This window comes from Acinetobacter sp. AM (assembly GCF_003105055.1).
Lineage (GTDB): Bacteria > Pseudomonadota > Gammaproteobacteria > Pseudomonadales > Moraxellaceae > Acinetobacter > Acinetobacter tibetensis.
Genome location: NZ_QETG01000004.1, coordinates 60,663 through 87,459, shown reverse-complemented (window position 1 = coordinate 87,459; position 26,797 = coordinate 60,663). Strand labels below are relative to the sequence as shown.

The 26,797-nt window shown below is 39.6% G+C and carries 25 protein-coding genes; 9 read left to right on the top strand and 16 right to left on the bottom strand.

Features of this window, described 5'->3' with window-relative positions:
* Window positions 1-69 precede the first annotated feature (69 nt).
* On the top strand, window positions 70-609 hold the full coding sequence (locus DCO44_RS03565; RefSeq protein WP_116759287.1) for a gamma carbonic anhydrase family protein: 540 nt from the start codon (window positions 70-72) through the stop codon (window positions 607-609).
* Between the two features lie 115 nt (window positions 610-724).
* On the opposite strand, the gene DCO44_RS03560 is transcribed toward DCO44_RS03565, so the two are convergent.
* On the bottom strand, window positions 725-1,261 hold the full coding sequence (locus DCO44_RS03560) for a cysteine hydrolase family protein (protein ID WP_116759235.1): 537 nt from the start codon (window positions 1,259-1,261) through the stop codon (window positions 725-727).
* Window positions 1,262-1,716: 455 nt separating this feature from the next.
* Between DCO44_RS03560 and DCO44_RS03555 the strand changes: the two genes are divergently transcribed.
* The 5 genes from DCO44_RS03555 to DCO44_RS03535 all read left to right on the top strand — a co-directional run bounded on the left by DCO44_RS03555 (window position 1,717) and on the right by DCO44_RS03535 (window position 6,243).
* Window positions 1,717-2,202: an NUDIX hydrolase gene (locus tag DCO44_RS03555; protein ID WP_116759234.1), complete on the top strand. Its 486-nt coding sequence runs from the start codon at window positions 1,717-1,719 to the stop codon at window positions 2,200-2,202.
* 4 nt (window positions 2,203-2,206) lie between these two features.
* The gene (mnmA, locus tag DCO44_RS03550; RefSeq protein ID WP_116759286.1) at window positions 2,207-3,343 is read left to right on the top strand and encodes a tRNA 2-thiouridine(34) synthase MnmA; all 1,137 of its coding nucleotides are present in this window, start codon (window positions 2,207-2,209) and stop codon (window positions 3,341-3,343) included.
* A gap of 14 nt (window positions 3,344-3,357) precedes the next feature.
* On the top strand, window positions 3,358-4,089 hold the full coding sequence (gene hflD / locus DCO44_RS03545) for a high frequency lysogenization protein HflD (RefSeq protein ID WP_116759233.1): 732 nt from the start codon (window positions 3,358-3,360) through the stop codon (window positions 4,087-4,089).
* A 57-nt stretch (window positions 4,090-4,146) separates the two neighbouring features.
* Window positions 4,147-5,535 (top strand): adenylosuccinate lyase, encoded by a 1,389-nt coding sequence (purB, locus tag DCO44_RS03540; RefSeq protein ID WP_116759232.1) that lies wholly within the window; start codon window positions 4,147-4,149, stop codon window positions 5,533-5,535.
* A gap of 72 nt (window positions 5,536-5,607) precedes the next feature.
* Window positions 5,608-6,243, top strand: coding sequence for a DUF2238 domain-containing protein (locus DCO44_RS03535; protein ID WP_116759231.1), 636 nt, complete (start codon window positions 5,608-5,610; stop codon window positions 6,241-6,243).
* A gap of 62 nt (window positions 6,244-6,305) precedes the next feature.
* Here DCO44_RS03535 and DCO44_RS03530 read toward each other — a convergent pair whose 3' ends face one another.
* The 8 genes from DCO44_RS03530 to DCO44_RS03495 form a co-directional block, all read right to left on the bottom strand.
* Window positions 6,306-6,653, bottom strand: coding sequence for a hypothetical protein (locus DCO44_RS03530; protein WP_228157499.1), 348 nt, complete (start codon window positions 6,651-6,653; stop codon window positions 6,306-6,308).
* Window positions 6,654-6,830: 177 nt separating this feature from the next.
* Window positions 6,831-7,793 (bottom strand): protease SohB, encoded by a 963-nt coding sequence (sohB, locus tag DCO44_RS03525; protein WP_116759229.1) that lies wholly within the window; start codon window positions 7,791-7,793, stop codon window positions 6,831-6,833.
* A 198-nt stretch (window positions 7,794-7,991) separates the two neighbouring features.
* A complete protein-coding gene (gene pstB, locus DCO44_RS03520) occupies window positions 7,992-8,903 on the bottom strand; it encodes a phosphate ABC transporter ATP-binding protein PstB (protein WP_116759228.1) in 912 nt (303 codons plus the stop codon).
* Between the two features lie 13 nt (window positions 8,904-8,916).
* Window positions 8,917-10,308 (bottom strand): phosphate ABC transporter permease PstA, encoded by a 1,392-nt coding sequence (pstA, locus tag DCO44_RS03515; RefSeq protein WP_116759227.1) that lies wholly within the window; start codon window positions 10,306-10,308, stop codon window positions 8,917-8,919.
* On the bottom strand, window positions 10,305-11,684 hold the full coding sequence (gene pstC, locus DCO44_RS03510; protein WP_116759226.1) for a phosphate ABC transporter permease subunit PstC: 1,380 nt from the start codon (window positions 11,682-11,684) through the stop codon (window positions 10,305-10,307). Before pstC ends, pstA begins: the two co-directional genes overlap by 4 nt.
* Before the next feature lie 99 nt (window positions 11,685-11,783).
* Window positions 11,784-12,809: a substrate-binding domain-containing protein gene (locus DCO44_RS03505; protein ID WP_116759225.1), complete on the bottom strand. Its 1,026-nt coding sequence runs from the start codon at window positions 12,807-12,809 to the stop codon at window positions 11,784-11,786.
* Window positions 12,810-13,274: 465 nt separating this feature from the next.
* Window positions 13,275-14,657, bottom strand: coding sequence for an amino acid permease (locus DCO44_RS03500; RefSeq protein ID WP_116759224.1), 1,383 nt, complete (start codon window positions 14,655-14,657; stop codon window positions 13,275-13,277).
* Between the two features lie 133 nt (window positions 14,658-14,790).
* A complete protein-coding gene (locus tag DCO44_RS03495; protein ID WP_116759223.1) occupies window positions 14,791-16,515 on the bottom strand; it encodes an alpha-keto acid decarboxylase family protein in 1,725 nt (574 codons plus the stop codon).
* A 134-nt stretch (window positions 16,516-16,649) separates the two neighbouring features.
* Between DCO44_RS03495 and DCO44_RS03490 the strand changes: the two genes are divergently transcribed.
* Complete coding sequence (locus tag DCO44_RS03490) at window positions 16,650-17,141, top strand: Lrp/AsnC family transcriptional regulator (RefSeq protein ID WP_116759222.1); 492 nt, start codon at window positions 16,650-16,652, stop codon at window positions 17,139-17,141.
* A 75-nt stretch (window positions 17,142-17,216) separates the two neighbouring features.
* Here the strand turns inward: DCO44_RS03490 and DCO44_RS03485 are convergent, their stop codons facing one another.
* On the bottom strand, window positions 17,217-18,749 hold the full coding sequence (locus DCO44_RS03485) for a pyridoxal phosphate-dependent decarboxylase family protein (RefSeq protein ID WP_116759221.1): 1,533 nt from the start codon (window positions 18,747-18,749) through the stop codon (window positions 17,217-17,219).
* Window positions 18,749-20,125, bottom strand: coding sequence for a diaminobutyrate--2-oxoglutarate transaminase (locus DCO44_RS03480; protein WP_104441753.1), 1,377 nt, complete (start codon window positions 20,123-20,125; stop codon window positions 18,749-18,751). The genes DCO44_RS03485 and DCO44_RS03480 overlap by 1 nt, the downstream gene beginning before the upstream one ends.
* A gap of 470 nt (window positions 20,126-20,595) precedes the next feature.
* Between DCO44_RS03480 and DCO44_RS03475 the strand changes: the two genes are divergently transcribed.
* The gene (locus DCO44_RS03475; RefSeq protein ID WP_116759220.1) at window positions 20,596-21,300 is read left to right on the top strand and encodes an SIMPL domain-containing protein; all 705 of its coding nucleotides are present in this window, start codon (window positions 20,596-20,598) and stop codon (window positions 21,298-21,300) included.
* Between the two features lie 251 nt (window positions 21,301-21,551).
* Window positions 21,552-22,148, top strand: a complete 597-nt coding sequence (locus DCO44_RS03470) for a phosphatase PAP2 family protein (RefSeq protein WP_116759219.1) — start codon at window positions 21,552-21,554, stop codon at window positions 22,146-22,148.
* 51 nt (window positions 22,149-22,199) lie between these two features.
* On the opposite strand, the gene proB is transcribed toward DCO44_RS03470, so the two are convergent.
* From proB to DCO44_RS03445, 5 genes are all read right to left on the bottom strand, one after another.
* Window positions 22,200-23,333, bottom strand: a complete 1,134-nt coding sequence (proB, locus tag DCO44_RS03465) for a glutamate 5-kinase (RefSeq protein WP_044740247.1) — start codon at window positions 23,331-23,333, stop codon at window positions 22,200-22,202.
* Between the two features lie 24 nt (window positions 23,334-23,357).
* Window positions 23,358-24,578: an Obg family GTPase CgtA gene (gene cgtA, locus DCO44_RS03460; protein WP_116759218.1), complete on the bottom strand. Its 1,221-nt coding sequence runs from the start codon at window positions 24,576-24,578 to the stop codon at window positions 23,358-23,360.
* 263 nt (window positions 24,579-24,841) lie between these two features.
* Window positions 24,842-25,216, bottom strand: coding sequence for a winged helix-turn-helix transcriptional regulator (locus DCO44_RS03455; RefSeq protein ID WP_116759217.1), 375 nt, complete (start codon window positions 25,214-25,216; stop codon window positions 24,842-24,844).
* A 167-nt stretch (window positions 25,217-25,383) separates the two neighbouring features.
* On the bottom strand, window positions 25,384-26,058 hold the full coding sequence (locus tag DCO44_RS03450) for a hypothetical protein (protein ID WP_116759216.1): 675 nt from the start codon (window positions 26,056-26,058) through the stop codon (window positions 25,384-25,386).
* Between the two features lie 10 nt (window positions 26,059-26,068).
* Complete coding sequence (locus DCO44_RS03445; RefSeq protein WP_116759215.1) at window positions 26,069-26,788, bottom strand: MFS transporter; 720 nt, start codon at window positions 26,786-26,788, stop codon at window positions 26,069-26,071.
* Window positions 26,789-26,797: the final 9 nt, after the last annotated feature.

The window sequence follows — 26,797 nt, the reverse complement described above, 5'->3', positions numbered from 1 at the left end:
TCGTATGTAAATACGAGTGCTTTTTTCTTTTATACTCTGCTCTAAATTGCTGAATGATGCTGTATGAACATGAAAAAAAATATCCGTCCTTATCTAGATAGCAAACCAAAGATTGATGCAAGCTGCTATGTTGATGATGCCTCTATTGTGATTGGAGATGTCGTACTGGCAGATCATGTTTCCGTATGGCCTTTCGCAGTGATTCGCGGCGATGTAAATAGTATTCGCATTGGCAAATACAGTAATGTGCAAGATCACTGCATGCTGCATGTTAGCCATAAAAATGATGCTAAACCGAACGGTTCTCCTCTTATTATTGGTGAAGATGTCACGATTGGACATCATGTCACTTTACATGGCTGTACCATTGGCAATCGTGTATTGGTCGGAATCAACAGTATTGTTTTAGATGATGTGATTATCGAAGATGATGTAATGATTGGCGCAGGTAGTTTAGTTCCACCTCGTAAACGTTTGGAAAGTGGATATCTCTATGTCGGTAGCCCAGTGCAAAAATCGCGTCCTTTAACCGATAAAGAAAAAGAGTTTTTAACTTACTCTGCACGACATTATGTAAAAGTGGCAAACAATTATCGAGAACAAGATTAATATTCAGCGTAAAGTTTATTTTAAATAGCCCCTTAGTCTGGGGCTATTTTTTAATATCTCATGTATCAATCGTAATTTTACGTGATCATATGCAGTATAGAATCGCTTCGTCAGCTTAGAAATTAAACTCAGCGCTTGTAGTAAGTTTAGCAAAAGCTCCATTTAACGTTGAATTATGGTGCATTATAATTTGCTGAGCCGAGAGTTGCTCAGAATCAAAAGTTGTATGTGCATCCGAAATAAGGCTTACACTAAAACCTAAATCAGCCGCAGCTCGTACAGTTGTATCAATACAATACTCTGTTTTCATTCCAACAATTACCAACTCTTTAATTTTAAGCTCAGTCAAAATTTTATGTAAATTTGTCTCTCTAAAACAATTCGGGTGCTGCTTTTCTAAAATATTGTGATGATTACCCATTTTCAGCTCACTAATGAGCTGAGTCATTGAGCTTTCTGGACTTAAAGGCGTTTGAGCTAAGCCAACATGACGCATATAGATCACAGGTACCTGAGATAAGTCAGCTTTTTCTATCAGAAGATTAATATTATTCAATACGTGATTATTATTGAATGGTGCAACAGTTTGTTTGAATAAACCGTTTTGCATATCAACTATAATTAGTGCTTTACGTGTAATTAAATTAGACATTTAGAGCTCCGTTCTTACCAATAATGAACAGAGCATTACCCTAACCATTATTGGCTGAGGGTTGGATTATAGAATTATAAGATAAGTTCTAAAATTTACACACAGCCTCTCAAGAAGGTTATGGTCATCGTTGATGAGATATTGTGAAGAACTTTATTCATTTTTGATGTGATTAAAATTAGAACTAAACCAACATATCACAGATTTATTTCTAGAACAGTGCAACTAAATGAAAAACATTAATTCAAAGCGTAATTAGGCTTGATATATCGTTAGATCTTTTGAAAATAACGCAATACCCTAATACCATTTCACGAGTTAGTGGGAACTTAAGAAATAAAACAGCATGATTAAACCAACAGAAAATTGATTCCCCCCGAAGAAAACTGCCTGTCAACATAGCCACCGCCTTCTAAATTTTGTAGAATACTCCTTTTATTCCATGGTACTTTTTTATGACCGCTTGGGCAGCTCATGTCACTGTAGCTACTGTCGTTGAAAAAGACGGAAAGTTTCTGTTTGTCGAAGAATATAGCGAAGGCATTACACATACGGTGTTTAACCAACCTGCTGGGCAGGTTGAGTGTGGTGAAAGCATTATTCAAGCGGCTGTTCGTGAAACCATGGAAGAAACAGGTCATGCGGTTGAAGTAGATGCTCTATTAGGCATTTATACTTACACTCCGCCTATGTTCCCTGACCGTACTTATTTTAGATTTTGTTTTTTAGCACATGTTTTAGAGTATTTTCCTGAAGCTGAACTCGATCAAGGGATTATCGGTCCAAAATGGATGACCTTGGATGAACTTCAAGAAACTGCTCGTGCACGTAGCCCGTTAGTGATTAAAGCAGTGAAAGATGCGCTCGCTGGGCAAAAATACCCTTTATCGCTCATTTATGAGCACCAAAACTCTCCTCTTATCTCAAATCTGGATGCTTAATCCTATGCAACAACGTGTCATCGTCGGTATGTCTGGTGGTGTAGATTCTTCTGTATCTGCAGCACTTCTTCTTCAACAAGGATATCAAGTTGAAGGACTTTTCATGAAGAACTGGGAAGAAGATGACGGCACGGAATATTGTACCGCAATGGATGACCTTGCCGATGCGCAAGCCGTTTGCGATAAAATTGGGATTAAATTACATACTGCAAATTTTGCGATGGAATATTGGGATCGTGTATTTGAACACTTCCTTGCTGAATATGCCGCAGGTCGTACCCCAAATCCAGATATCTTGTGTAATAAAGAAATTAAATTCCGTGCCTTCCTCGACCATGCCGTGAATTTAGGTGCGGATTTTATTGCCACAGGTCATTATTGCCGTCGCGGTGAAACCATGACCAACTCTCGTGGTGAAGAATACGCTCCTTTATTGCGTGGTTTAGATCAAAATAAAGACCAAACTTATTTCTTACATGCCGTACATGGCCGTGAAATTAATAAAACCTTGTTCCCTGTGGGTGAAATTGAAAAACCAGAAGTTCGTCGCATTGCCGAAGAACTTGGCTTAGCTACTGCAAAGAAAAAAGATTCAACAGGTATTTGTTTTATTGGAGAACGCCGATTTAATGACTTCTTGAAACAATACTTACCCGCTCAACCCGGAAAAATTGTATTGGATAACGGGAAAGAGGTTGGTGATCATCACGGCTTAATGTACTATACGCTCGGTCAGCGTGGCGGCATTGGCATTGGTGGTATGAAAGGTGCTGACGAAGGTGCTTGGTTCGTCTTACATAAAGATATTGAACATAACCGCCTTGTGGTCGGTCAAGGTCATGATCACCCCTTAATGCAAAGTACAATGCTTTGGAGTGAAGCGATTGACTGGGTTGCAGGTGAACAAGACATCCCTGTTACAGGTTTCCGCTGTACGGCAAAAACCCGTTATCGCCAGCCCGACCAAGCTTGCGTATTATATAAAGATGACACAATGCCAAATGGTGTTCGCGTTGAATTTGATGAATCACAACGTGCTGTTACTCCAGGTCAGAGTGTAGTGTTTTATTTAGATGATATTTGTTTAGGTGGTGGTGTCATTCATCATACCAATGCCCCTAAGCCAGATTTTATTGCATAAAAGGATTGTTCGGTATGGTTGAGTTACCGTTTCAACAGCCTCAAACTTTAAGTCAACGCCAAAATCGTGCATTGGCGCTTGCGGCTGTGTTTCAGGCAACACAACTCACCCATATGACCGCTATTTCTGGGCGACAGAGCATCGGAGATAGCGGGAATTTCTATTTAGAACAGCTCATTAAAGCCAGCCTAAATATCCGTCCAACGTCCAATCAATCCTGTCAAACCTTAGATTTTTTCAATCAACTTGCTGATATCTCTCTGGGATTAAAAACCCTAGAAAGCAGTATTACCCAACCGTTTAATCCTGCACCGAAATCCCGCTTACCCAAACTCTCGAATGCCAAGCTTCCCATGTCCTATGCTATGGCATTATTACAATTAGAAAAAAAGGTCTACAGTAATCCAAAGTTTGTAGAAATTATTGAAAAATCACAGCAAAAAATTCTAAAACAACTCTCTTTTTTCGACAATAACTATACGCATCCGAGCATTCTTGCCAACTTAGCCCAAACCTATGTCGATACCGCAGGACAAATTAATCCTCGTATTATGGTGCGTGGCAATGCAGAAGCATTTAAGGATACAGCGCATACCAACCGAATTCGTGCTGCCCTCTTTACTGGTCTACAAATGGCACATTTGTGGCGTCAGCTTGGAGGAAGCTCTTGGGGCATGATTTTTAGCAAACGTAAACTGCTTCAAGATATTCAAGATCTCGCTCGTTTACAGTATCAGGTGATCTAACCTCATGCTGTACGAAATTTTCGTTTTACGTTTTATTCCAAAGTTTAAGGAATCACCATGAACGCTTTAACTGCACTTTCTCCATTAGATGGACGTTACGCTAGCAAATGTGATGCTTTGCGTCCTTTCCTCTCTGAGTTTGGTTTAATCCATGCTCGTGTGACTGTTGAAGTGCGCTGGTTGCAAGCGCTTGCGAACCACCCTGAAATTGTTGAAGTTCCAGCGTTTAGTGCTGAAACAAATGCAGCTTTAGATGCCATCGTTACTCAATTTTCTGAAGACGATGCCAACCGTATTAAAGACATTGAACGCACAACCAACCATGATGTAAAAGCGGTTGAATATTTCTTAAAAGAGAAAATTGCCAATATTGATGAACTTAAAAATGCGGGTGAATTTATTCACTTTGCATGTACCTCTGAAGACATCAATAACTTGTCTCATGCATTAATGCTCAAAAGTGGTCGTGATGTATTGGTTGCATCTATGCAGCAAATTATTGATGCAATTGCAGCATTGGCTGAAAAACATGCTGAACAGCCTATGCTTTCTCGTACGCACGGTCAAACTGCCAGCCCAACAACTTTGGGTAAAGAAATGGCGAATGTTGCATACCGTTTAGCACGCCAAATTAAACAATTCCAAAATGTTGAATTACTAGGCAAAATTAACGGTGCTGTAGGTAACTACAATGCGCATTTATCTGCCTACCCAGACATCAACTGGCCTGCACACTCACAAGCTTTTGTTGAATCTTTAGGTTTAGACTTCAACCCGTACACGACACAAATTGAGCCACATGACTACATGGCGGAACTTTTTGATGCATTACGTCGTTTCAACACCATTTTGGTCGATTTTAACCGTGATGTATGGGGCTATATCTCTTTAGGTTTCTTCAAACAAAAACTTAAAGATGGTGAAGTCGGTTCTTCAACCATGCCACACAAAGTAAATCCAATTGACTTCGAAAACTCTGAAGGTAACTTGGGTCTTGCCAATGCTGTATTGGCACATTTGGGCGAAAAATTACCAATCTCTCGCTGGCAGCGTGACTTAACTGACTCAACTGTTCTTCGTAACATGGGTGTTGGTTTTGCTCAAAGCTTAATTGCATTTGAAGCTTGCTTAAAAGGTATTGGTAAACTTGAGTTGAATGCAGCTCGTATTCTTGAAGATTTAGACAATGCTCAAGAAGTACTTGCAGAACCTATTCAAACAGTAATGCGTCGTTATAACGTCGAAAAGCCATACGAAAAATTAAAAGCGCTTACTCGTGGTCAAGCCATGACGCGTGAGATGATGCTAGACTTCGTAAATGGCACTGAACTTGAAGCTGTGCCTGCTGCGGATCGCGCACGTTTAGCGGAAATGACGCCTGCAAGCTACACAGGTAATGCTGCTGAACAAGCAAAACAAATTAAAGATTTAATTGCTAAAATCTAATTTGCTGTTAATTTAAAAAGCGAAGCTTAGGCTTCGCTTTTTTATGCTTAACTATTTATATGAATAAATTTAATGATCGAATACCAACTTACTTTTAAACACTGGATTTGTTTAGCGATTGTTGCTGCTACAATTTCAATTGCCAGTATTCATCCATTAGAATTTGAATCGTATTTACTTCATCAAGCAGGAACCATTTTTATGCTGCTTGTGTTGTACATTACTTTGAAAAAAATAGGCTTAAGCTTTATCAATTTTGCTCTTTATTTAGCTTTTCTTTTGATCCATATTTTAGCAGCTCATTATTTATATTCCTATGTGCCTTATAACGAATGGATCCTGCAAGTTTTTCATTTTGATTTAAATCAAACTATGGGTTGGACTCGCAACATGTATGATCGTTGGGTGCATTTGGCTTATGGTCTTCTGCTTTACCCTTTTTTCTATCGTGTATTTCAAGTTTGGTTACCTAACCTTAAACCTTATGTGCTTTTTCTATTGGTGATTCAATTTGTAATGGCAACCAGCCTGATTTATGAATGGATTGAATGGTTGATTGCTATTCAACTTTCTCCCGAAGATGCAGAAAATTACAATGGGCAGCAAGGAGATATCTGGGATGCCCATGTGGACATGCTGCTTGCAACTTTAGGTGCCATGATCACAGGCGGTATTTATTTGCTGCAACAAGCTAAAGCTAAGAACTAATTTATCTGACTAATGAAAATCAATGCGTATGAAACTTAAATAAATCATTTAAATGCTATTCACTACTCATCAATCCATCTTAGAATTTTGGACTCAGCCAAACCCGTATTTTTAAACTTATCCAGATATTCAAAACAAACGTATTCTCCTTTTGATTTTCTTAGCAGTTTTTCATCAAATAACAGATGCCTATTGTATTCAGAATGCTCAAATTGAATGGCTATTCGTTCAAAATGATCATGTTTAATTGCATATTTTTTATAGAACTTGACCACTCCACAGGCTTGTGATGTTTCGATCGGTTGATCAGTTTTCAAATACACAGCCAAAATCAAAACAAGGATGCCCGGAATAAACGCAAGAAAAAATGTCATCTTTTTCTGGTCCTCATTTTTCTCAGTTGCTTCCATATACATCGCACAATATATCGGACAAATAATCAAAATTAGAAAACCAATAAATCCTAAAAATGTACCCATAACGGTTTAAATTGTGATGTATTTTTATTAATTCAAAGCACTATAGCATTTCTCAGCCATAAAAAAGCCCACCGAAGTGAGCTTATAAATCATAATCTTAATAAAATCTTATAATTTAGGATCACGCATTTGCACCAAATTCGCATTTGCATTGCTTAAACTTTCCATCACTTTATGCATCACACTTGGAACCAATTGGTCTGCAATTTGTGCTGCCTGCAAACCAATTTTTTCACCCAATGTTGGTTTACGACGCGTTTGAATCACATACACATCATGGTGTGGCAATAAATTAAGCAAGTATTCATCTGAAGTCTGTAGTTTATCCACCAAATTCAAATCTAGCGCATCACGACCATACCAATGTTCACCTGTTGCAACTTTTTCAACATTCAATTGTGGACGATATTTCTCTACAAAGTGCTTAAATAACTCATGGGTTTGTTGTAATTCTTCTTCAAATTTTGCTTTACCTTCAGGTGTATTTTCACCAAACATGGTCACTGTACGTTTAAATTGACCTGCTGTGTATAATTCAAAATCAACATGATGCTCTTTCAGTAAACGGTTAAAGTTTGGTACTTGTGCCACAACACCAATAGAACCAACCACTGCAAAAGGCGCAGCAATAATTTCACTGGCAATACATGCCATCATATAACCACCGCTTGCAGCAACCTTATCCACACAGATGGTTAAATGAAAGCCTGCATCACGTAGACGCACCAACTGTGCAGCAGCTAAACCATAGCCATGCACCATACCACCTGGGCTTTCAAGTCTTACAACAACACGGTCACGCCCTGCTTTTGCAGTTGCCAAAATCAGGGTAATTTCTTCACGAATATTATCTACAGCAGATGCTGCTGTATCACCTTTAAAGTCTAATACATAGACTTTTTGATTATTCTTTTTACGTGCACGTGCTTCTTTCGCCAATTGTTGTGTCAGTTGTAAAAGCTCTAATTTTGAAGCAGTTGTTTGCGCAATTTTTTTTCTTTGTTCATTTACGCGCGCGTTTAAGTGACTAACTCGTATTTCCGCAGGCAACTTCGGCAATTGAAATAACATATGTAAGTAATTCTCAATTTTGTTTGGGTTGAGTATAAGATGGGGCTTTTATGGCAAAAATTCAATATCGTTTTTGCAAGAATCTCAACATAAAAAATTGACTTGAAATCATTCACTTTCTTAATTTAAAGCAAGAAAAAGTTTAAAGGCAAAAAAAACCGCAAATTAAAATTTGCGGTTAGATTTCAGAACGTTTGATTAACCAAAACGACCTGTAATATAGGCTTCAGTTAATTGATGATCAGGTTGCGTGAAGACTTTTTCAGTCGAGTTCACTTCAATTAAATCACCTAAATGGAAGTATGCGGTGCGGTCTGATACACGTGCTGCTTGCTGCATAGAGTGAGTCACAATGGCAATGGTGTACTGCGTTGAAAGTTCAGAAATCAATTCTTCTACTTTTGCAGTCGCAATTGGGTCAAGTGCAGAACATGGTTCATCCATCAAAATCACTTCTGGGCTCACCGCAATGGTACGTGCAATACATAAACGTTGTTGCTGACCACCCGATAAACCTGTCCCAGGTTGATTCAAACGATCTTTAACTTCATCCCAAAGACCTGCTTTACGCAAGCTATTTTCAACGATTTCTTCTAGGTCATATTTATCACGTGCTAGCCCATGCAGTTTTGGCCCGTAAGCAACGTTCTCAAAAATAGACTTCGGGAATGGGTTTGGCTTTTGGAACACCATCCCTACTTGTGCACGAAGTAAAACGACATCTAGATTTGGATCATAGATATCCTGATTATCAAGCAATACTTTACCTGTCACGCGACATGAATCAATGGTGTCGTTCATACGGTTTAAAGTACGCAAAAAGGTCGATTTACCGCAACCCGAAGGACCAATAAAAGCGATGACTTCATTCTGATAAATCTGCAAATCAATGCCTTTAATGGCTTCAGCATCACCATAATAAACATGCACATCAGATGTACTGAGCTTTACTTTGGCAGTTTCATTTTCTTTTTTTGCAGATGCTTGCGTATCAAACTGTGAAATAAACGACGTTTGACGCTTTGAATCAGTTTCAGGAGATGTAAATTGAGTCTGTTGTGGATTCACTGACTTGTCCTGCTCTAAAGAGTTATTTACAACGGTATTCATATATTGCCCTCAATTACCAGCGGACTTCAAATTTCTTACGTAACCAAATTGCAAGACTGTTTAATCCAATCATTAATGCAAGGAGTACGATAATGGCTGCCGCAGTACGTCCTTCAAAGAAGTTACGTAGCTCATTACCCTGCCATAAATAGACTTGTACAGGTAATGCTGTGGCTTGATCTAATGGTGTACTTGGGATACTGGCAACAAAAGCACTCATCCCAATTAATAATAATGGTGCAGTTTCACCCAATGCATGTGCAACACCGATGATTGAACCTGTCATGATCCCTGGGAGTGCTAAAGGAAGAACATGATGGAATACGGTTTGAATACGCGATGCACCCAAACCTAATGCGGCTTGGCGAATGGATGGTGGAACTGCTTTTAAAGATGCACGTGTGGTAATAATTACCGTTGGTAAAGTCATTAAACTTAACACCAAACCACCCACCAGCGGTGCAGACAGCGGTAACTGCATCCAACCAATAAAAATTGCTGCACCCAACAAACCAAATACAATCGAAGGAACGGCTGCAAGGTTATTAATATTCACTTCAATAATATCGGTAATGATATTTTTTGGCGCAAATTCTTCAAGATAGATTGCTGATGCCACCCCAATTGGAATTGAGATAAAAATCACGATCAACATCATGAATAGCGATCCCATAAATGCACCCGCTAAACCTGAAGTTGCTGGCGCACTACGTGAATCTGGATTAGTGAAAATATTGGTGTTAAAGGTATTTTCAATAATTCCTTTGGCTTCCATAGAATCAGCCAACTGACGTACTTCTGGACTCAATTGTTGCTGGTCATCCGAAAGACTACGGTCAATATTGCCCGCCAACCACACATCAACATTGGCGTCGGTTAACAGCTTAATATCTTCGGTTTTACCAATCAAAGATGGATTGGCCAAGACCATATCACGCAAACGATACGATTCTGAATCGGTATAAATACTCGGCAGCTCATCACGCTGTGCTGCAAGTGTCGGATCCTTTTTAATCAGACCATTCACCAGTAAAGCATCCCAATCGACCATACCCATTTCGGTTTGCCAAGCGACATAACGCTCTTGGAACTGAGCCGGAGACTCACCTGCACGTTGTACTGGTTTAGCACCTACGTTCACGATCGTTGGGTCAAAATAGACGGGTACTGAAATACTTGTTTGCCAGAAAGCCGGTAAGCCTTTAGCTAAAATACTACCAAACAGTAAAACCACGAAAAATAAGCCAGAGATTACTGCTGCCAAGCCAAATCTACGGAAGAGTTTTTCCTTGCGGTGACGTTTAGACAAAGAACTTTCAATCATTCTTTTACGTTTTTCGCGCAATTCAGCAGCCGATTGTGAATCAAATGATTGATCCAGAGGAGAAGAATTCGATGTGCTCATTCGTATTGCTCGCGATATTTACGCACGATGTAGAGTGCAATAATGTTCAGACCCAAAGTAATGACAAATAAAGTCAGACCCAATGCAAAGGCAACCAATGCTTGAGGACTCGCAAAATCTGTATCCCCTGTCAATTGCTTTACAATCGTCACTGTCACCGTAGAAACCGCTTCGAGTGGATTTGCATGAAGTAATGGACTATTTCCTGCTGCCAGAACAACAATCATGGTTTCCCCTACCGCACGCGAAACAGCCAGTAAGAAAGCCCCTGTAATGCCAGGTAAAGCTGCTGGCAAAACCACTTTTCGGATCGTTTCAGACTTGGTTGCACCTAAACCTAAAGAACCATCACGTAATGCACGAGGCACCTGAGTGATAATGTCATCTGAAAGTGAAGATACGAATGGAATAATCATGATGCCCATCACGAAACCCGCAGTCAGTGCACTGGTCGCATTGATGTTGATACCGACTTGCTCACCGAGCATTCTAAAAAATGGACCAATGACCATCATCGCAAATACACCATAAACAATGGTTGGAATACCTGCGAGGACTTCAATGGCTGGTTTTGCCCAAGAACGAAAACCTGAAGAAGCATATTCTGCCAAGTAAATCGCAATCATGAGACCTAAAGGCACAGCAACCAGTAGTGCAATACCACTGACCATGAGTGTGCCCCAAATCAATGGAAGCAAACCATAACTGCCTTCTGCATTACCAGAAGTACTAAAACCCGGGTTCCATTCAGTGCCAAAGAAGAAGTCCATTGGACTGACAAAACGGAAAAAATGCATCGCTTCCGTAAACATGGACATGACAATACCAACCGTGGTCAGAATCGCTACACCGGAACACAAAGCCAAACCAATATTGATGATTTTTTCAACTTGGTTACGTGCGCGGTACTGCCCTTGTACATGTTTTTTCGCCCAAACTAAACCCACTAAAGCCGTACAAATCACCACAGCCAATTTCGCAAAAGAGCCAATGCTTTCTACTTTTGCCAATTGCTGTGCTGCTGCGATTTCGTAAGGCGCTGCTTGGTCACTCACCCCAAAGCCTGATGCTATTGCTTGTACACGATCTAGCAATACTTCAACACCCGCAGCATCTAAACCACTTAACACATTTGCAGGCACATTGTTCATAACAATGTGACGCAAAATATTTGGCTCAACGATATTCCAAACAATCAAAATTAAAAAAGCAGGGATACCACACCACAACGCAACCAAGGCCCCATAATATCCTGGGCGTGAATGCAACATTGCTGAGTTATTTCCCTTACCTGCTAAGTTACGACTTTTTGCGAGACCAATTTGGTAAGCGATCGCAATCAATGCCAGTAACACGCCTATAAGTAGCAGATTCATGTATTCTCCACCGTTTTTTCAATTTTCATTCTTTGAAAAAACTCACTAAGTACAAAAAGCCAATGGTGGGAGATCCCACCATTTGCCTATTTCACCGAATTACTTAACCGCTTTGCCTGCTTTAAAATCAGCAAGGATTTTTGCACGCTCTTTGTCTGACATAGAGATCAAGCCTGCTTTTTCTAACTTAGAACCTTTACCCGATACTTTCTTGCTTAAGAAGTATTCTGTGTATTGTTGCAAGCCTTTGATTGATTGAAGATGTTCACCTTTCACGTAGAAGAATAATGGACGTGAAACAGGGTAAGAACCATTCAAAATTGTCTTCTCAGATGGCGCAACATTATTCACTGTCGCTACGCGTAACTTGTCACGGTTTTGATCATAGAAACCTAAACCAAACACACCCACTGCACTTGGAGAAGTTTTCAAGCGAGCCAAAGTTTCAGTGTAATCACCCGCAATTTCAATGACTTTGCCGTCTTTACGGAAAGATGAACATGCTTTTTTCTGAGCATCTTTGTCTAACTTTTTGAAGTAATCGTAAGATTCACAACCTGCTTCAACCATTTTCTCTTGGAACACTTCACGCGTACCGTGGTTAGAAGCTGGAATCACTAGCGTGATTGGTTCATTTGGAAGTGTTTTGTCAATTTGGTTCCAGCGTGTATATGGGTTTGGAACTAACTTGCCATTTGATGGTAATTTTTCAGCTAAAGCAGCAAATACATGGTAAGGCTTTAACTTGAACGCTGCTTTGTTTGAGTTTGACGCAAAAACAATACCGTCATAACCAATTTTAATTTCTTGAATTTTATTTACGCCTGCTTTTTTACAAGCAGCTAATTCTGTATCTTTAATTTTACGTGATGCATTTGCTACATCAATCGTATTGTCACCTACACCTGCACAGAACTGTTTTAAACCGCCTGAAGTACCACCAGAACCCACAACTGGAGTTTTGAATTGTGGGAAAGTATTACCAAACTCTTCAGCCACAATACTTGCATAAGGCAATACTGTTGAAGAACCAGCGATTTGAATTGTGTCACGTGCTGCATTTGCAGTTGTTGCTACAACTGAGCCTGTTACTGCCAATGCAAGTGCGATGTGGTTTAAGCGCATGCTCATCTCTCTTAATTTATATACAATTTGGAGTACGCCACTTTTTTATTCAGTTTTGTACTTTTTCGATATGTGCATTTTGATTTTAAAATATGACAAATAAGTTACAGCAATATGACGCTTTTATGATAATTACAGCTTGATGAATGATTTATTTAAAATTCTTTGATATTCAATATGTAACACAAGTTATATTCTTATTTTTATGATTTTATTTTGATCAATAAAATGTAACAATTCATCTTAATGTCATTTAAGCATGCTGCTGCATGCACAATACAACCTCAATGCACGAGCTCAAAATTTGAAAAAATGCATTTTGATGTGCCTGAACTGCTCAAAATTTCTAACGGTATACAATACAAGCCCGACTTGAAGCATGAAATTCAATAATTAAAAATCATGATAAAAATAATGGGCTAGCTCATTTTCATTAACTAACCCACACAATTTTTAAAATTTGAGTTATGGACTTGATTGCACTTCAGGCAATACTGCCACTTTGCTTCTATATTTAACGACGTACAGAATTGCCAAAGCAACCATCCAAATTGGGCCTAAAATAACAGCCAACCTCATGTCAGGTGTAAATGCCATAATCAATAAAATGAAACAAACAAAACCAATGGTTAAATAATTACTCCATGGGCTAAGAATGCTTTGGAACTTGGTTTGACGCCCCTGCAACTTCATGACTTTACTGAATTTTAAATGCGTAACAGAAATCATGAGCCAGTTAATTACCAACGCAGCCACCACCAACATCATAAAGAACTGAAAAGCTTGACCTGGAATTAAATAATTCACCAAGACACAGAGTGCCGTGATTGATGCCGATACAATTGTAGCAGGGACAGGAATACCGCGGCTGTTAATTTTTTTCAACAATGCAGGTGCATTACCCTGCTCCGCCAAACCATGCAACATGCGAGTATTGCAGTAAATACAACTGTTATAGACAGAAATTGCAGCGATTAACACCACAAAGTTCAAAACGTTCGCAACACCATTACTGTTCAGCGACTGGAAAATTAATACAAATGGGCTACCGCCTTCTGCCACCATATTCCATGGATAAAGACACAATAAAATACCAATTGCACCAATATAGAAAATCAAAATACGATAGACAATTTGATTGACTGCTTTAGGAATAGTGGTTTCTGGCTGTTTGGTTTCTGCTGCTGCAATTCCAATCAATTCCAAACCACCAAAGGCGAACATAATGACCGCCAATGCCATAACAAAACCATGTATACCATGTGGGAAAAATCCACCATGCTGCCATAAATTGGCAATACCAGCCTGTGGCCCTGCTGAACCCGAGAACAGTAAATAAGCCCCAAAGCCAATCATGCTCAAAATCGCAACAATCTTAATAAAAGAAAATATAAATTCTGATTCGCCAAAGAAGCGAACATTCACCAAGTTAATGCCATTCATTAAAATGAAGAAAAACAAAGCGGTAAGCCACGTTGGAATTTCAGGCCACCAGAACTGAATAAACGTTCCTATTGCACTTAATTCTGCCATGCTGACCAGCACATACAGGACCCAATAATTCCATCCTGACATAAAGCCTGCCATCTTACCCCAATATTTATTGGCAAAATGACTAAATGAACCACTGACGGGCTCTTCAACCACCATTTCCCCTAGCTGACGCATAATTAAAAAGGCAATGATTCCTGCAATTGCATAGCCGAGTAAAATAGAAGGTCCTGCCAACTTAATGGTTTGTGAAAGTCCTAAAAATAACCCTGTACCAATTGCGCCACCTAAGGCAATCAATTGAATATGTCGATTCGACAAGCCTTGTTTCAAAGCATGCTGATTGTGTTCATCCATACATTTTCTCCATTATAAGTGTCACATCCTGTACACCATTATTCAGCACTAGACCGAAGACCTATAATTGACCTTCGGACTGAATATGCTTTAATTTAATTCCATTTTTTAAAAAGACGCTCCGGTCTTTAGCTTAAAACGAGCTTGCTTTCTTACATTCCACTGCATTGGAACGCTGGGTTAAAATTTCATAACCACGATCACCATAATCAAATCGTGCAATTACATTGGCGAATTTTTTCAGACTCAAGGGTGCATCCATAGCAGGTAACTTTAATTCCACAAAAGTCAGGCTATCTTGAAGATGGATATTGTCTAAGACTGACTGCAATTGCCCCACTGTTTCTACCACACAAGCTTGATAAGCTTGTGTTCCATTGAACACTGCTGGAATTTCTGCATAGTTCCAGTTTTGAATATCGTTATATGCAGCATTTTCCCCCATGATTAAGCGCTCGATGGTATAACCGCCATTATTGAGTAAGAAAATAATAGGTTTTAAACCATGACGAATAATCGTGGAAAGTTCCTGTACAGTTAATTGGAATGAACCATCACCAATAAACAAAATTTGTCGGCGTTCTGGGGCAGCCAACAGACTCCCCAGTAAAGCAGGCAAAGTATAACCAATAGAACCCCAAAGTGGCTGAGAAATATATTTTGCTGTGGCAGGTAGCTTTAAACTCGATAGTGCAGAGTTTGAAGTTCCAACTTCTCCGATAATCACATCATCATCCTTAAAGAAACCTGAGATGGCGTTCCAAAGTAGTTCTTGACTCAGTTTTTGCTGTTCAGCAACTTCATGTTTTCTCTGTGCAGGCTGCTGAGTCACAACAGGTTGCGGTGCTTTACGTGGTGCTACTTTCTTATTTAATTCAACCAACAGTTGACCTATTTCTATCCCAGGCACATCCTGTCCAAAAATATTCAAACCATAAGGTTTAATTTCAATGTAATTTTGAGTGGCTATTTGATGCGTAAACACTGCTGAGCCTACATCAGTAAAGCGAACCCCAATACCAATTAAACAGTCCGACTGTTCAATCACATTTTTTACATGTGGCTGACTCGCCCCGCCCACATAAGTTCCGATATAACGCGGGGAGCCTTCATCCATAATGTTTTTTGCTGTATTCATACCAGCAAATGGAATCGAGCACTTGTTAGATAAATCATGTAATAGAGAGGTCACCCCAAAAACAGCAGCCTCATTGTCAATCAACAATGCTGGGCTTTTTGCTTTTGCCAAAATGCCACACAACTGATCAACGACACTACTCAGTAAATCTGGTTCAACCGATGGATAACTTAAATTGAGTGGACGCTCATCTACTTCGATTTTTACATGGGTAATATCCGACGCAAGCTGAATATGTACTGGACGACGCTCCAGAAAACACTGACGCAATACACGATCAATTTCAAAAGCTGCATTGGCTGGTGTTAAACGTGTTTGCGCCACAGTAAATTCTTTCATGCAATTCATAATATTGTCATAGTTACCATCGACCAACGTATGGTGAACCAGAATTCCTTTTTGGACTACATGTAAGGGGGGAATACCCGAAATATGCACCATCGGAACATTTTCCGCATATGCCCCAGCAATGCCATTAATTGCGCTTAAATCACCTACACCATACGTGGTTGCCAATGCTGCAAAACCGTTAATCCGAGCATAACCATCTGCTGCATAAGCCGCATTTAACTCATTACAATTGCCAATAAATTCTAGCTGAGCATCTGCTTCAACTTGTTCCAGATAGGAAAGATTGAAATCACCTGGTACACCAAAAAGATGCTGTATACCCATTTGTTTTAAACGAAGATTTAAAAATTCACCAATTTCTATGAACATTGCTCGATATCCTTTGAGACCAATTTTTTATTCCATAGAAAAATAATATTTCATCTAGCCCGTAAATTTCGTGCATAATGAAACCGAATTTTAATAAAAATACAAGATTTGTGTATCACAAAGGGATTTTATGCATGGATAAGTTCGACTGGCAAATCATTCAAGCACTACAAAAAAATGGACGGCTCACCAATCAAGAAATTGGCGATTTAATTGGTTTATCTGCATCACAATGTTCAAGAAGACGACAGCTACTGGAGCAAAAAGGCATTATTTTAGGCTATACCGCTCGCATACAGCAGCAAGCTTTAGGCATGGAGGTGACCGCCATGATTCATATTAACTTAAGAACACATGAAGCATCTTCCCAACAGGCCTTTCAAGAGCTCATCGAAGCGGAAGACAATATTCAGGATGCCTTTTCGATCAGTGGCGATGCAGATTTTATTCTGAAAGTAGTTGCTGAAAACTTAGAGCAACTTTCCCATTTTGTAACAGAACGCTTATTAACCTATTCTTTTATTGGGCACATTAAATCTTACATTGTTTTGAAAAAAATCAAGGAACAGAATCACTTTTTGCTGAAATCGAAAAGTTATAACCACCATCATGTACATTCAGCTTAACTATTTTTCTCTCTATCACATATAAAAAATAAAAAAGCCTGGAAAATTCCAGGCTTTCTTTGAACAACATGACAATTAGTCAATCGCTGGCGTATAAGTACCTGCTTGAATAGGATCTTTAATACGATCCGCTTCTGCAAGAACAAGAGACAGCAAGTTCTGTACGTTTTCTAGTGTAGCAACAGGGCTCAGCGTCGTCATTTTCAATGATTGCACCTGACCCACTTTAGTTACACCAATATTCGCTTCACCACGTGCAAACAGTTCGTCAGCAACGTTTTGGTTCAATGTATCCAACAACTCTACAGGATAGTTTGCTGGTACTACACGGAACAATACAGAAGCAAATTGTGGTTCAACTAAAAGCTCAAGACCTTCTGTTGCTTTAATATAATCTGCAACATCACGAGTCAATTTAACACCGTGATCGATCATTGAACCATAAAGCTCTTCACCTAAAGCTTCTACTGTCATCCACAATTTCAACGCATCAAAACGACGAGTTGTTTGTAAAGATTTCGATACTAGGTTTGGAACACCATGCTCTTCATCATAGGCTGAGTTTAAGTATTCAGCTTCATAATGCATGAAACGATAGTTCGCTTCATCTTTAAGCAAGAATGCACCACAAGAAATAGTTTGGAAATAGTGCTTATGGAAATCAAGCGTAATCGAGTCAGACAACTCAATCCCATCTAACATCGAACGGTAATCGTTCGATAAAATCAGTGCACCACCCCATGCCGCATCGATATGCATCCACGCGCCAAATTTGTTGGTGATTTCACGAATTTTCTTCAATGGATCAATTGCACCTGCATCGGTTGTGCCCGCAGTTGCAACCACACACGCCACGATTTTGCCTTCTGACTGTAAATGCGCCATCGTTTTTTCTAGGGCATCAACATCCATTTGAGCACTTTCGTTTACAGGAACCGTCACAACAGACTGGAAGCCCATACCCATCATTGCCATGTTCTTTTGCACAGAGAAATGTGCATTTTCAGAACAAATGACTTTAACGTTTTTCATGGCTTCTGCTGGAATACCATCGCGCTGTACAGACCAAGGATTACCGTTTTCGTCTTTCCAGTTTTTCGAGATGCAAGCATCACGCGCAAGTAGTACACCCATCAAGTTAGACTGTGTACCACCAGAAGTGAACACACCTGCTTGACCTGCACCATAACCGACTTTTTGACGAAGCCAATCAATTAATTGAACTTCCATCAAAGAACCCGCTGGGCTTTGATCCCATGAGTCCATAGATTGGTTGGTTGCATTAATCAAAACTTCTGCAATTTGGCTTGCAACCATGGTTGGGCAATGCAAATGTGCGAGAGAATGAGGGTGATGTACTTTTAAGCTTTTATTTAAGAAAAGCTCAACCATACGATCTAATGACTTTTGTACACCCAAACCTTCTGGGGTTGGATTAAAAGCAATTGCATTACGTAATTCCTTAATGCTACCGCCTGTGTACATTTTGTCATTTTGCAACCATGCCGCTACCGCTTTGGTAGCTTGCTCCATTGCTGACTCATAGTCAGCAATGGATTGGGCATCATTGCAGAGTAACGCTTTACGGTGTTCTGCAAAATCAACCATTATTGAGCGCCTCGCACAGCAACAAGCGCTTCAGCAATTGCTTTCTTAAAGCGAGCAATCACTTCTACACATTCTTCTTGCGTAATGATTAATGGGCAAAGTAAACGAATCACTGTACCGTTACGACCACCTTTTTCTAACAAAAGTTTGTTATCAAAGCATGCCGCTTGAATTGCTGCTGCCAATTGACCGTCTGCTGGTAAAGAACCCATATGGTCAGCTGGTTTACGCTCATCAACGATTTCAACACCGATCATTAAACCACGGCCACGAACGTTACCAATACATGGGAATTCTTGTGCTAATTTTTTCAATTCAGCTTGTAAGAAATCACCACGCTCTTGTGCATTTTGCGCTAAGTTCTGCTCAGTAATCGTTTTTAATACGACTAAGCCAGTACCCATTGCCAACTGGTTACCACGGAAAGTACCCGTGTGACCCGCTGGTTGCCATGCATCAAACTTGCGTTTAATACCTAGCACTGCAAGTGGTAAGCCACCACCAACAGCTTTTGACATTACAACTACATCTGGTTCAATACCTGCATGTTCATAGGCAAACATTTTACCTGAACGAGCAAAGCCTGCTTGAACTTCGTCAAGAATTAATACGATATTGTGCTTTTCAGTCACTTCACGGATTTTTTTCAACCATTTGGTTGGCGCTGTCACAACACCGCCTTCACCTTGAATCGCTTCAAGAATAACTGCTGCTGGCTTAGTGACACCGCTTTCAACATCTTCAATGAAGTTTTCGAAGAAATACGTTAACGCATCAACACCCGCTTCACCACCTAAACCCAGTGGGCAACGGTATTCATGCGGATATGGCATAAACTGTACGCCTGGCATTAAACCATTCACAGCATTTTTAGCAGACAAGTTACCTGTCATTGCCAAAGAACCATGTGTCATACCATGATAACCGCCAGAGAAGCTGATTACTGAGCTACGACCTGTATAAGTCTTCGCTAGTTTAATTGCTGCTTCCGTCGCATCTGCACCAGATGGACCACAGAACTGTAAACAGTACTCTTCTTTACCGCCTGGAAGATACGAAAGCAGGGCTTCCGTGAAAGCATCTTTCAACGGTGTAGTTAAATCTAAAGTATGTAATGGAATGCCGCTTGTCAGTGTATCTTGAATACTTTGAACGACCGCAGGATGATTATGGCCTAATGCCAATGTTCCTGCCCCAGCTAAACAATCAAGGTACTCTGTACCTTCAACATCGGTAACCCAGCAACCTAATGCTTTTGCTATCGCTAACGGTAATTTACGTGGATAGCTACGAACATTGGATTCCATCTGACTTTGGCGAGTCAAATAGTATTCGTTAGTAGAATTAGTGGCAGGGTTTACAGAAGAAACGCTCATATCGAATTACCATCTCTGATATGGGTTGAAAGAAATAAGTCTGGTGACTTGCGGTCCTTTGACTCGGTGCTTTATAGAATCTAGTTAGACAATATTTAAATAAATAACTAGGAGCGGCATGATACCGAATTTTTCAAGAAAATAAACAACTTTTAGCAAATATCCGCCCTAATTTTTTCAAATAAACTGTAGACCTAACCAGTCCTTTCATTATCATCTTACATTGTGACAAGTGAAAGAAAATATGAGTTTTTTTACTTTTTATAAATTTCATTATTATATCATTTTATTTATTGCTCTTTAGAAAATTAAGCCATTGATTTAAGAATATTTAATTTAAGTATTTCTAGCTTGATTTTAATGCAAAAATTTACAAACTCACCACAATTCCTGCAAAAGTTCCCCATGAACTGCCCTTACCATTGATCTAATCAAATAAGTTTGAAAAATTCAAATAAAGGTTACTTCTTATGCGCCATTTTGTACTTTCTTCCCTCCTCTTAGGCGGCTTATTCAGCAGCACTGCTTTTGCACAGCAAACAGAAGCTTTGAATTACAATTTAGTGAACGTACAAGCCGAAGCATCACGTCAAGTTTCTAATGATGAAATGCATGCTGTACTTTATATTGAAAAGAGCAATAAACAACCTGCTGAACTGGCAACTCAAATCACTCAACTCATGAATCAGGCGATTGCGACTTCGCGTAAGTACCCAAATGTAAAAGTTGAAACTGGGTCTCAAACCACCTATCCAATTTATGACAATGATAGTCGCAAATTAAAAGAATGGCGTGGCCGTGCTGAAATTCAAATTGAAAGTACTGACTTTAAAGCTGCGAGTCAGTTAGTGAATGAATTACAGCAAAACTTTCAAACGCAATCGATCAACTTTACCGTTTCAGATGCTCAGCGTAAAAAAGTTGAAAATGAACTCATGATTGAAGCTTCTAAAAACTTCCAACAACGCGCACAGTTATTGAGTCAGTCATGGAATAAATCAGGCTACAATTTAGTCAATTTAAACTTAAACACCAGTAACAACTACCCTCAACCGATCATGATGCGTAGCAGTATGGCAAAATTTGCCGATGCAGAAGCAGCACCAATGCCTGAAGTTGCAGCAGGTGAATCTAAAATTACTGTGAATGCGAACGGTACAGTTCAGTTTAAATAATTTTAGATTTAACTTTAAAATGTGTTTGATCAACAATATTTCACACGTTCTACTGATTCGACTAGCAGTAAATATGTAGGGCAATCACGTACTTTCTACCTACACACGTCATTTGATTTCTAAAGTTAATCACGCCTGACTCAAGTATCCTGCAACATTTAAAAAAGACTACAATTCTGTGGTCTTTTTTATTTTAACAATATGACAAAATTATGACCCTCTTTTGTACTTTATAAACACCATCCACTTTCATGACTCTTTCCGAACTTAATTTATCTCTTTTTTCATGGATTAATGTATCTCCTGAAGCCAGTAATGCCAGCATTAATTTTGCCATTTTCATTGCCAATGACTTGCTCTATTGCATGGTTGCGCTTTTTGCTTGGTTTTGGTTACGCGGTGACTACCAAATAAAAAAACAAATTCTTAAAGCTTTTATTTTTACCAGTATTGTCATTTTCATCAGTCAGTGTATTTCACACATCTACTATCATCCACGCCCTTTTGTGATGGATGTCGGACGAACTTTGATTTATCACTCACCCAATGGCTCTTTTCCTAGCGATCATATGCTCATTTTTAGCAGTATTGCTTTTTCTTATTTCTTTTCAACTTACCGTAAACTTGGCATTTTCTTAATTATGCTGGCTTGGTTGGTCGCATGGTCACGCATTTATGTAGGTGTTCATTTTCCTTTAGATATGCTCGGTGCCTTTGTTCTGGCTTTTGCGCTGAATTTGTTTGGTTTAACGCTCTGGAATCGCTATAAAGAAAAACTGATGGAATGGGTACTGACGCTTCATTTCTACTTGTTTAAGCCCCTCATTCAAAAAGGCTATATTAAATAATTTGGTCTTAAAATAAAAAATCCCGCTCGAAAGCGGGATTTTTAAAATCATTTAGTAAATCGCCATATGATCGCGATGAATCATCTCAAGCGAACGTGCTTCGCCCAAAACTTGATAAACCTTATCCGAAGACAAACCTTTGACCAACTCAGCCGAACGCGAACTAAAATTAACACGCCCAACTGCGACACGATAACCAGAAGGATCAACACACTCCACAACATCGCCACGGTCAAAATGCCCTTCAACCGCTTTCACACCCACAGGTAGCAAACTACGATGATTGTCTTTAATGGCCTTAACTGCACCATCATCTAAAATCAAACGTCCTGCCGTTTGCAAATGTGCAGCCAACCATTGCTGATGCGCTGTAATACGATCATTATCGGTAATAAACAAAGTACCCAACATCTCACCTGCCATTAAACGGGCAAGTACTTGATCACTTTCACCACTCGCAATCAGGGTCGGACAACCTGACTTGGCCGCCAGTCGTGCTGCACGAACTTTGGTGAGCATACCGCCACGACCAAATTTGCCTCCACCACCAGCCATATCGAATAGACTTTCATCTAAAGCCCGCACGGTATGGAATAGTTTTGCATTTGGGTTTGAGCGTGGATCGGAATCAAACATACCTTGCTGATCCGTTAAGATAATCAACAAATCAGCATGGACTTGGCCTGCAACCATCGCCGCAAGCGTATCATTATCACCAAAACGAATTTCGTCAGTTGAAACTGTGTCATTCTCATTAATGACTGGAATCACGCGCCAATCAATTAAATTCTGCAAAGCATCACAAGAGTTTAAATAACGACGACGATCCGCAAGATCATCATGGGTTAAAAGTACTTGTGCTGTTTGAATACTGTGCTGTTCGAGTACACTTGACCACGTATGGATTAAGCCCATTTGACCAATGGCAGCACATGCCTGAAGACTGGGTAGATCGGTGGGTCGATTCTCTAGCTTCATTCGAACCATACCTTCAGCCACAGCACCAGAGGAGACAAGAATAATTTCATGTCCAGCTTGATGTAGATCTGCAATTTGTTTCGCCCAATGCGAAATTGCATCTAAATCTAAGCCTTGCCCATTTGCTGTGAGTAAAGATGATCCGATTTTAACAACGATACGCTTTAAAGCCTTGAGCTGACGTTGCCCATCTACCACTTCTATCATCTTGTCCTCAGTTACATGTTGTTCTTAACGAACGTAAAACACTTCCATATCGCTGTCGTCGCCATCTTCATCATTATCGTCTTCATCATCATCCAATAGACCAGCAAGACGCTGTTGACGACGCATTTCACGATAAGCTTCTTTAGCGGCAATGGTTTGTTCACGTGTTTCAGCTTCTAGCTGATCACGGAATGCTTTCACTTCTGCTGCGTATTCAGGATCTTCAAGTTCGCGTTCGCGTTGTTGCTCAATTTGATCCATTAGATAGTACACAACTGGTTTTGTCCCTTCAGACATCAAACCTGAAGTTTTAAATACAGGGCCATCCCACTGCATTTCATCTAGGATATGCTGACACCATTCATCACGCGTATCGTCTGCGAGCTGATCGACTTTGTTTAAAACCAGCACAATTGGTAGCTTTGAAAGTGTCGGAGAGAATTTTTTCAACTCAGCCAAAATCGCTTTAGCATTATATGCAGGATCTGAACCATCGATAGGTTGTACATCTACAATGTGCAATAAGATACGCGTACGTGCCAAATGCTTAAGGAAACGAATACCAAGACCCGCACCTTCTGAAGCACCTTCAATTAGCCCTGGAATATCCGCCATGACAAATGAACGATGGCTGTCCGCATCGACTACACCTAGGTTTGGCACCATCGTAGTAAATGGATAATCTGCAACTTTAGGTTTTGCTGCTGATACTGCACGAATAAAAGTTGATTTACCCGCATTTGGCATACCCAATAGACCAACGTCTGCCAATACTTTAAGTTCTAGGCGAATTTCACGGAATTCACCTTTAAAACCATGGGTACATTTACGCGGTGTACGGTTGGTTGATGATTTAAAGTGAGTATTACCTAAACCACCATCACCGCCAGCGGCAACAAGCACACGCTGACCATTTTCAACCAAGTCACCAATAATGTCGCCAGAATCTGTATCAACAATGGTTGTACCCACAGGAACCATTAATACAGTGTCTTCACCACCACGGCCTGCACAGTTTGCACCACGGCCATTTTTAGCACGTTCCGCACGGAAGCGGCGGGTATAACGGAAGTCTACAAGGGTACTGGTATTATCATCAGCTTGAATATAAACGCTGCCACCACGACCACCATCACCACCGTCTGGACCACCAAAAGGTACGAATTTTTCACGGCGAAAACTGGCTACGCCATTGCCACCGTCGCCAGCCTCTACGGTAATGACTGCTTCATCAACAAAGCGCATACTGCCAATCCTCTAAAATCTTTAAAACCGCTTATTGTGCCACATTTTAAAGCATTTCTCGAATAGTATTATTCAACTAAATATGAATTTCCCTCATTATTTTTATAGTCCTGCTTATTTTTATGTTTGTTTTACATTGATTTATTGAAAATAATCTTTAAATAGCTGAACCATTAAATTTTAATTTAATAGTTCACTCAAAGCCGAACTCATTTAGCGGCATACATGACACTCAAGCATAAACTACTGAATGAGCCATGAATTTAGATATTTATTTTAGGTTTCTGTTCTAAAATTTCAGATAAATTTCGCTCTATCCAATGAATTAATTCGTTGACCTTTGCCGCAACCTGCGAACCTATAATCGTCAATTGATACTCCACTTTCGGTGGTACAATCGGATATACGGTACGTAAAATAAAACCATCTTGTTCTAATATTTTAAGGGTTTGCGACAACATTTTTTCACTAATCCCCTCAATTTTTACTTTTAATTCACTGAAGCGATGCACACCTTCACTTAAACAATGCAGCACCAACAGCGACCATTTACTGGAAAGATGCTCAAGTATTTCGCGGGAAGGACAAGCTGTCGACAAAACCTGACCCAATAACTTACTGGTTACATACGTACTCATAAACTCCCCTCAGTGCAGTAGCTGCTTACTTTTCTTATCTGTACTTTCATTCGGTAAGCTATCAGATTAATCTTTAACCATCAAGGAAGTGATTCATTCTTTTCCAAGCCAAGAGTAGATAAACCATATCCAAAATGTCTATTGAAGTTATGGATATTGAGCTTTATTCAAGGATGAATATGATGTACAGGCAAATGCATATTCAGCTCTAAATTGACTAAAGTTTTTCGTACGGCGTTGTACATAGTGGCATCAAAACTGGCAATACGATCCATTTTCATTGGGTCATTCAAGTTCAGTTGCGGTGAAAAACGGTGGACTACGTGTAAACCAACACGCTCATCAAACTCGAAGTAAACAGGTCCATCAAATTGAATCTTCACAGGAATGGTGTACGCACGTTTAAGTTCAAATGGCACATCCAACTGAACAGGAATATCGAGTTTCAAAGGGAACTTGGGCAACAATTGATTTTGATAAATTAAATCGGTCGTAGTTTCTACAGGCATTAACTGATCAATACGGATCATGGTTTGATAGTCAATATTCACGGTAATCGGTGTTTCTATTTCGAATTTTAAATCTGCAAGATATTTCCCTTTCAAAGGTAGATTCAGTTGACGATCAATATCTATTTGCGTATTCAACTTGCCTTGAGAGTGAATATCTAAATAGTTACCTACATGAATTTTGGTTGCTAAAGCATCTGGCAACATAATTTCCGAACGATGTGTCGAAATTTGCATAGAGGCAATCACGTTCAAATACAACCAGAACAAAATCGCTATCGTGACGACTAGCCCAATAAAACTGAAACACCAAAAAAGATAGGAAGAAAACACGACTTACCCCCTATTCAGTTCGAACCAACTGCGGTTGTTCAAACTGTGCTGATGAGAGCTTTAAAGTATTCAAAGGAACTTTTAATTCCCCCTTCTGAATTTTCACAGGCAAGGTATTTTGTACATCCACTGTGGCATTTAAAGCAGTCTTGATTGGGACATTTAATTGTCCTTGTACAGGAATCTCTGTCTTTAATGTGGCATTTAACGGAATATGCAAATTCTCTTTCAGTACCGTTCGTACGGGTGCATCAAACTTTAAGTGCACATTTTGTTCTAATGGCACATTAATATGAATCGGCACATCTAGATTGATTGGAATTGAGCCTTTTAACGGTAAGCTGATGTTTTGCCCCATAATCACCACATTTACACGCGTATCAATGGGTAAATTTTGCTGTACCTTTAAAGTTTCCTGCACAGGAATCATGGTTTTAATGGGGACTTGGCTGTCAAAATAAACTCGTGGAGTCAACGTCTGTGCTAAAGGAATGTCTAACTGTTCTTTAATTGGAATTTCAGCACGAATTTTCCCTGAAACATTCACATCCAAAGCATCATGAATTTTAACTTTCGCTTGTAGTGGTTCTTGCAGGTCAATATTCACATCTTGATTGTTCAGCGGAATATAAATATTGAAATGTTGAAACACCCAAATTGCGAGTAAGACACCGCTGAGGGTTGCTAACCCCAAAAATGCCAAACCAGCAAGCACTCTTTTTATTTGCAATGACTTAAT

What these genes read in the sequence shown, in the direction of transcription:
- DCO44_RS03565 (WP_116759287.1), top strand. Translation starts at nt 70, where the DNA reads ATGAAAAAAAATATCCGTCCTTATCTAGATAGCAAACCAAAGATTGAT.
- DCO44_RS03560 (WP_116759235.1), bottom strand. Translation starts at nt 1,261, where the DNA reads ATGTCTAATTTAATTACACGTAAAGCACTAATTATAGTTGATATGCAA.
- DCO44_RS03555 (WP_116759234.1), top strand. Translation starts at nt 1,717, where the DNA reads ATGACCGCTTGGGCAGCTCATGTCACTGTAGCTACTGTCGTTGAAAAA.
- mnmA (WP_116759286.1), top strand. Translation starts at nt 2,207, where the DNA reads ATGCAACAACGTGTCATCGTCGGTATGTCTGGTGGTGTAGATTCTTCT.
- hflD (WP_116759233.1), top strand. Translation starts at nt 3,358, where the DNA reads ATGGTTGAGTTACCGTTTCAACAGCCTCAAACTTTAAGTCAACGCCAA.
- purB (WP_116759232.1), top strand. Translation starts at nt 4,147, where the DNA reads ATGAACGCTTTAACTGCACTTTCTCCATTAGATGGACGTTACGCTAGC.
- DCO44_RS03535 (WP_116759231.1), top strand. Translation starts at nt 5,608, where the DNA reads ATGATCGAATACCAACTTACTTTTAAACACTGGATTTGTTTAGCGATT.
- DCO44_RS03530 (WP_228157499.1), bottom strand. Translation starts at nt 6,653, where the DNA reads ATGGAAGCAACTGAGAAAAATGAGGACCAGAAAAAGATGACATTTTTT.
- sohB (WP_116759229.1), bottom strand. Translation starts at nt 7,793, where the DNA reads ATGTTATTTCAATTGCCGAAGTTGCCTGCGGAAATACGAGTTAGTCAC.
- pstB (WP_116759228.1), bottom strand. Translation starts at nt 8,903, where the DNA reads ATGAATACCGTTGTAAATAACTCTTTAGAGCAGGACAAGTCAGTGAAT.
- pstA (WP_116759227.1), bottom strand. Translation starts at nt 10,308, where the DNA reads ATGAGCACATCGAATTCTTCTCCTCTGGATCAATCATTTGATTCACAA.
- pstC (WP_116759226.1), bottom strand. Translation starts at nt 11,684, where the DNA reads ATGAATCTGCTACTTATAGGCGTGTTACTGGCATTGATTGCGATCGCT.
- DCO44_RS03505 (WP_116759225.1), bottom strand. Translation starts at nt 12,809, where the DNA reads ATGCGCTTAAACCACATCGCACTTGCATTGGCAGTAACAGGCTCAGTT.
- DCO44_RS03500 (WP_116759224.1), bottom strand. Translation starts at nt 14,657, where the DNA reads ATGGATGAACACAATCAGCATGCTTTGAAACAAGGCTTGTCGAATCGA.
- DCO44_RS03495 (WP_116759223.1), bottom strand. Translation starts at nt 16,515, where the DNA reads ATGTTCATAGAAATTGGTGAATTTTTAAATCTTCGTTTAAAACAAATG.
- DCO44_RS03490 (WP_116759222.1), top strand. Translation starts at nt 16,650, where the DNA reads ATGGATAAGTTCGACTGGCAAATCATTCAAGCACTACAAAAAAATGGA.
- DCO44_RS03485 (WP_116759221.1), bottom strand. Translation starts at nt 18,749, where the DNA reads ATGGTTGATTTTGCAGAACACCGTAAAGCGTTACTCTGCAATGATGCC.
- DCO44_RS03480 (WP_104441753.1), bottom strand. Translation starts at nt 20,125, where the DNA reads ATGAGCGTTTCTTCTGTAAACCCTGCCACTAATTCTACTAACGAATAC.
- DCO44_RS03475 (WP_116759220.1), top strand. Translation starts at nt 20,596, where the DNA reads ATGCGCCATTTTGTACTTTCTTCCCTCCTCTTAGGCGGCTTATTCAGC.
- DCO44_RS03470 (WP_116759219.1), top strand. Translation starts at nt 21,552, where the DNA reads ATGACTCTTTCCGAACTTAATTTATCTCTTTTTTCATGGATTAATGTA.
- proB (WP_044740247.1), bottom strand. Translation starts at nt 23,333, where the DNA reads ATGATAGAAGTGGTAGATGGGCAACGTCAGCTCAAGGCTTTAAAGCGT.
- cgtA (WP_116759218.1), bottom strand. Translation starts at nt 24,578, where the DNA reads ATGCGCTTTGTTGATGAAGCAGTCATTACCGTAGAGGCTGGCGACGGT.
- DCO44_RS03455 (WP_116759217.1), bottom strand. Translation starts at nt 25,216, where the DNA reads ATGAGTACGTATGTAACCAGTAAGTTATTGGGTCAGGTTTTGTCGACA.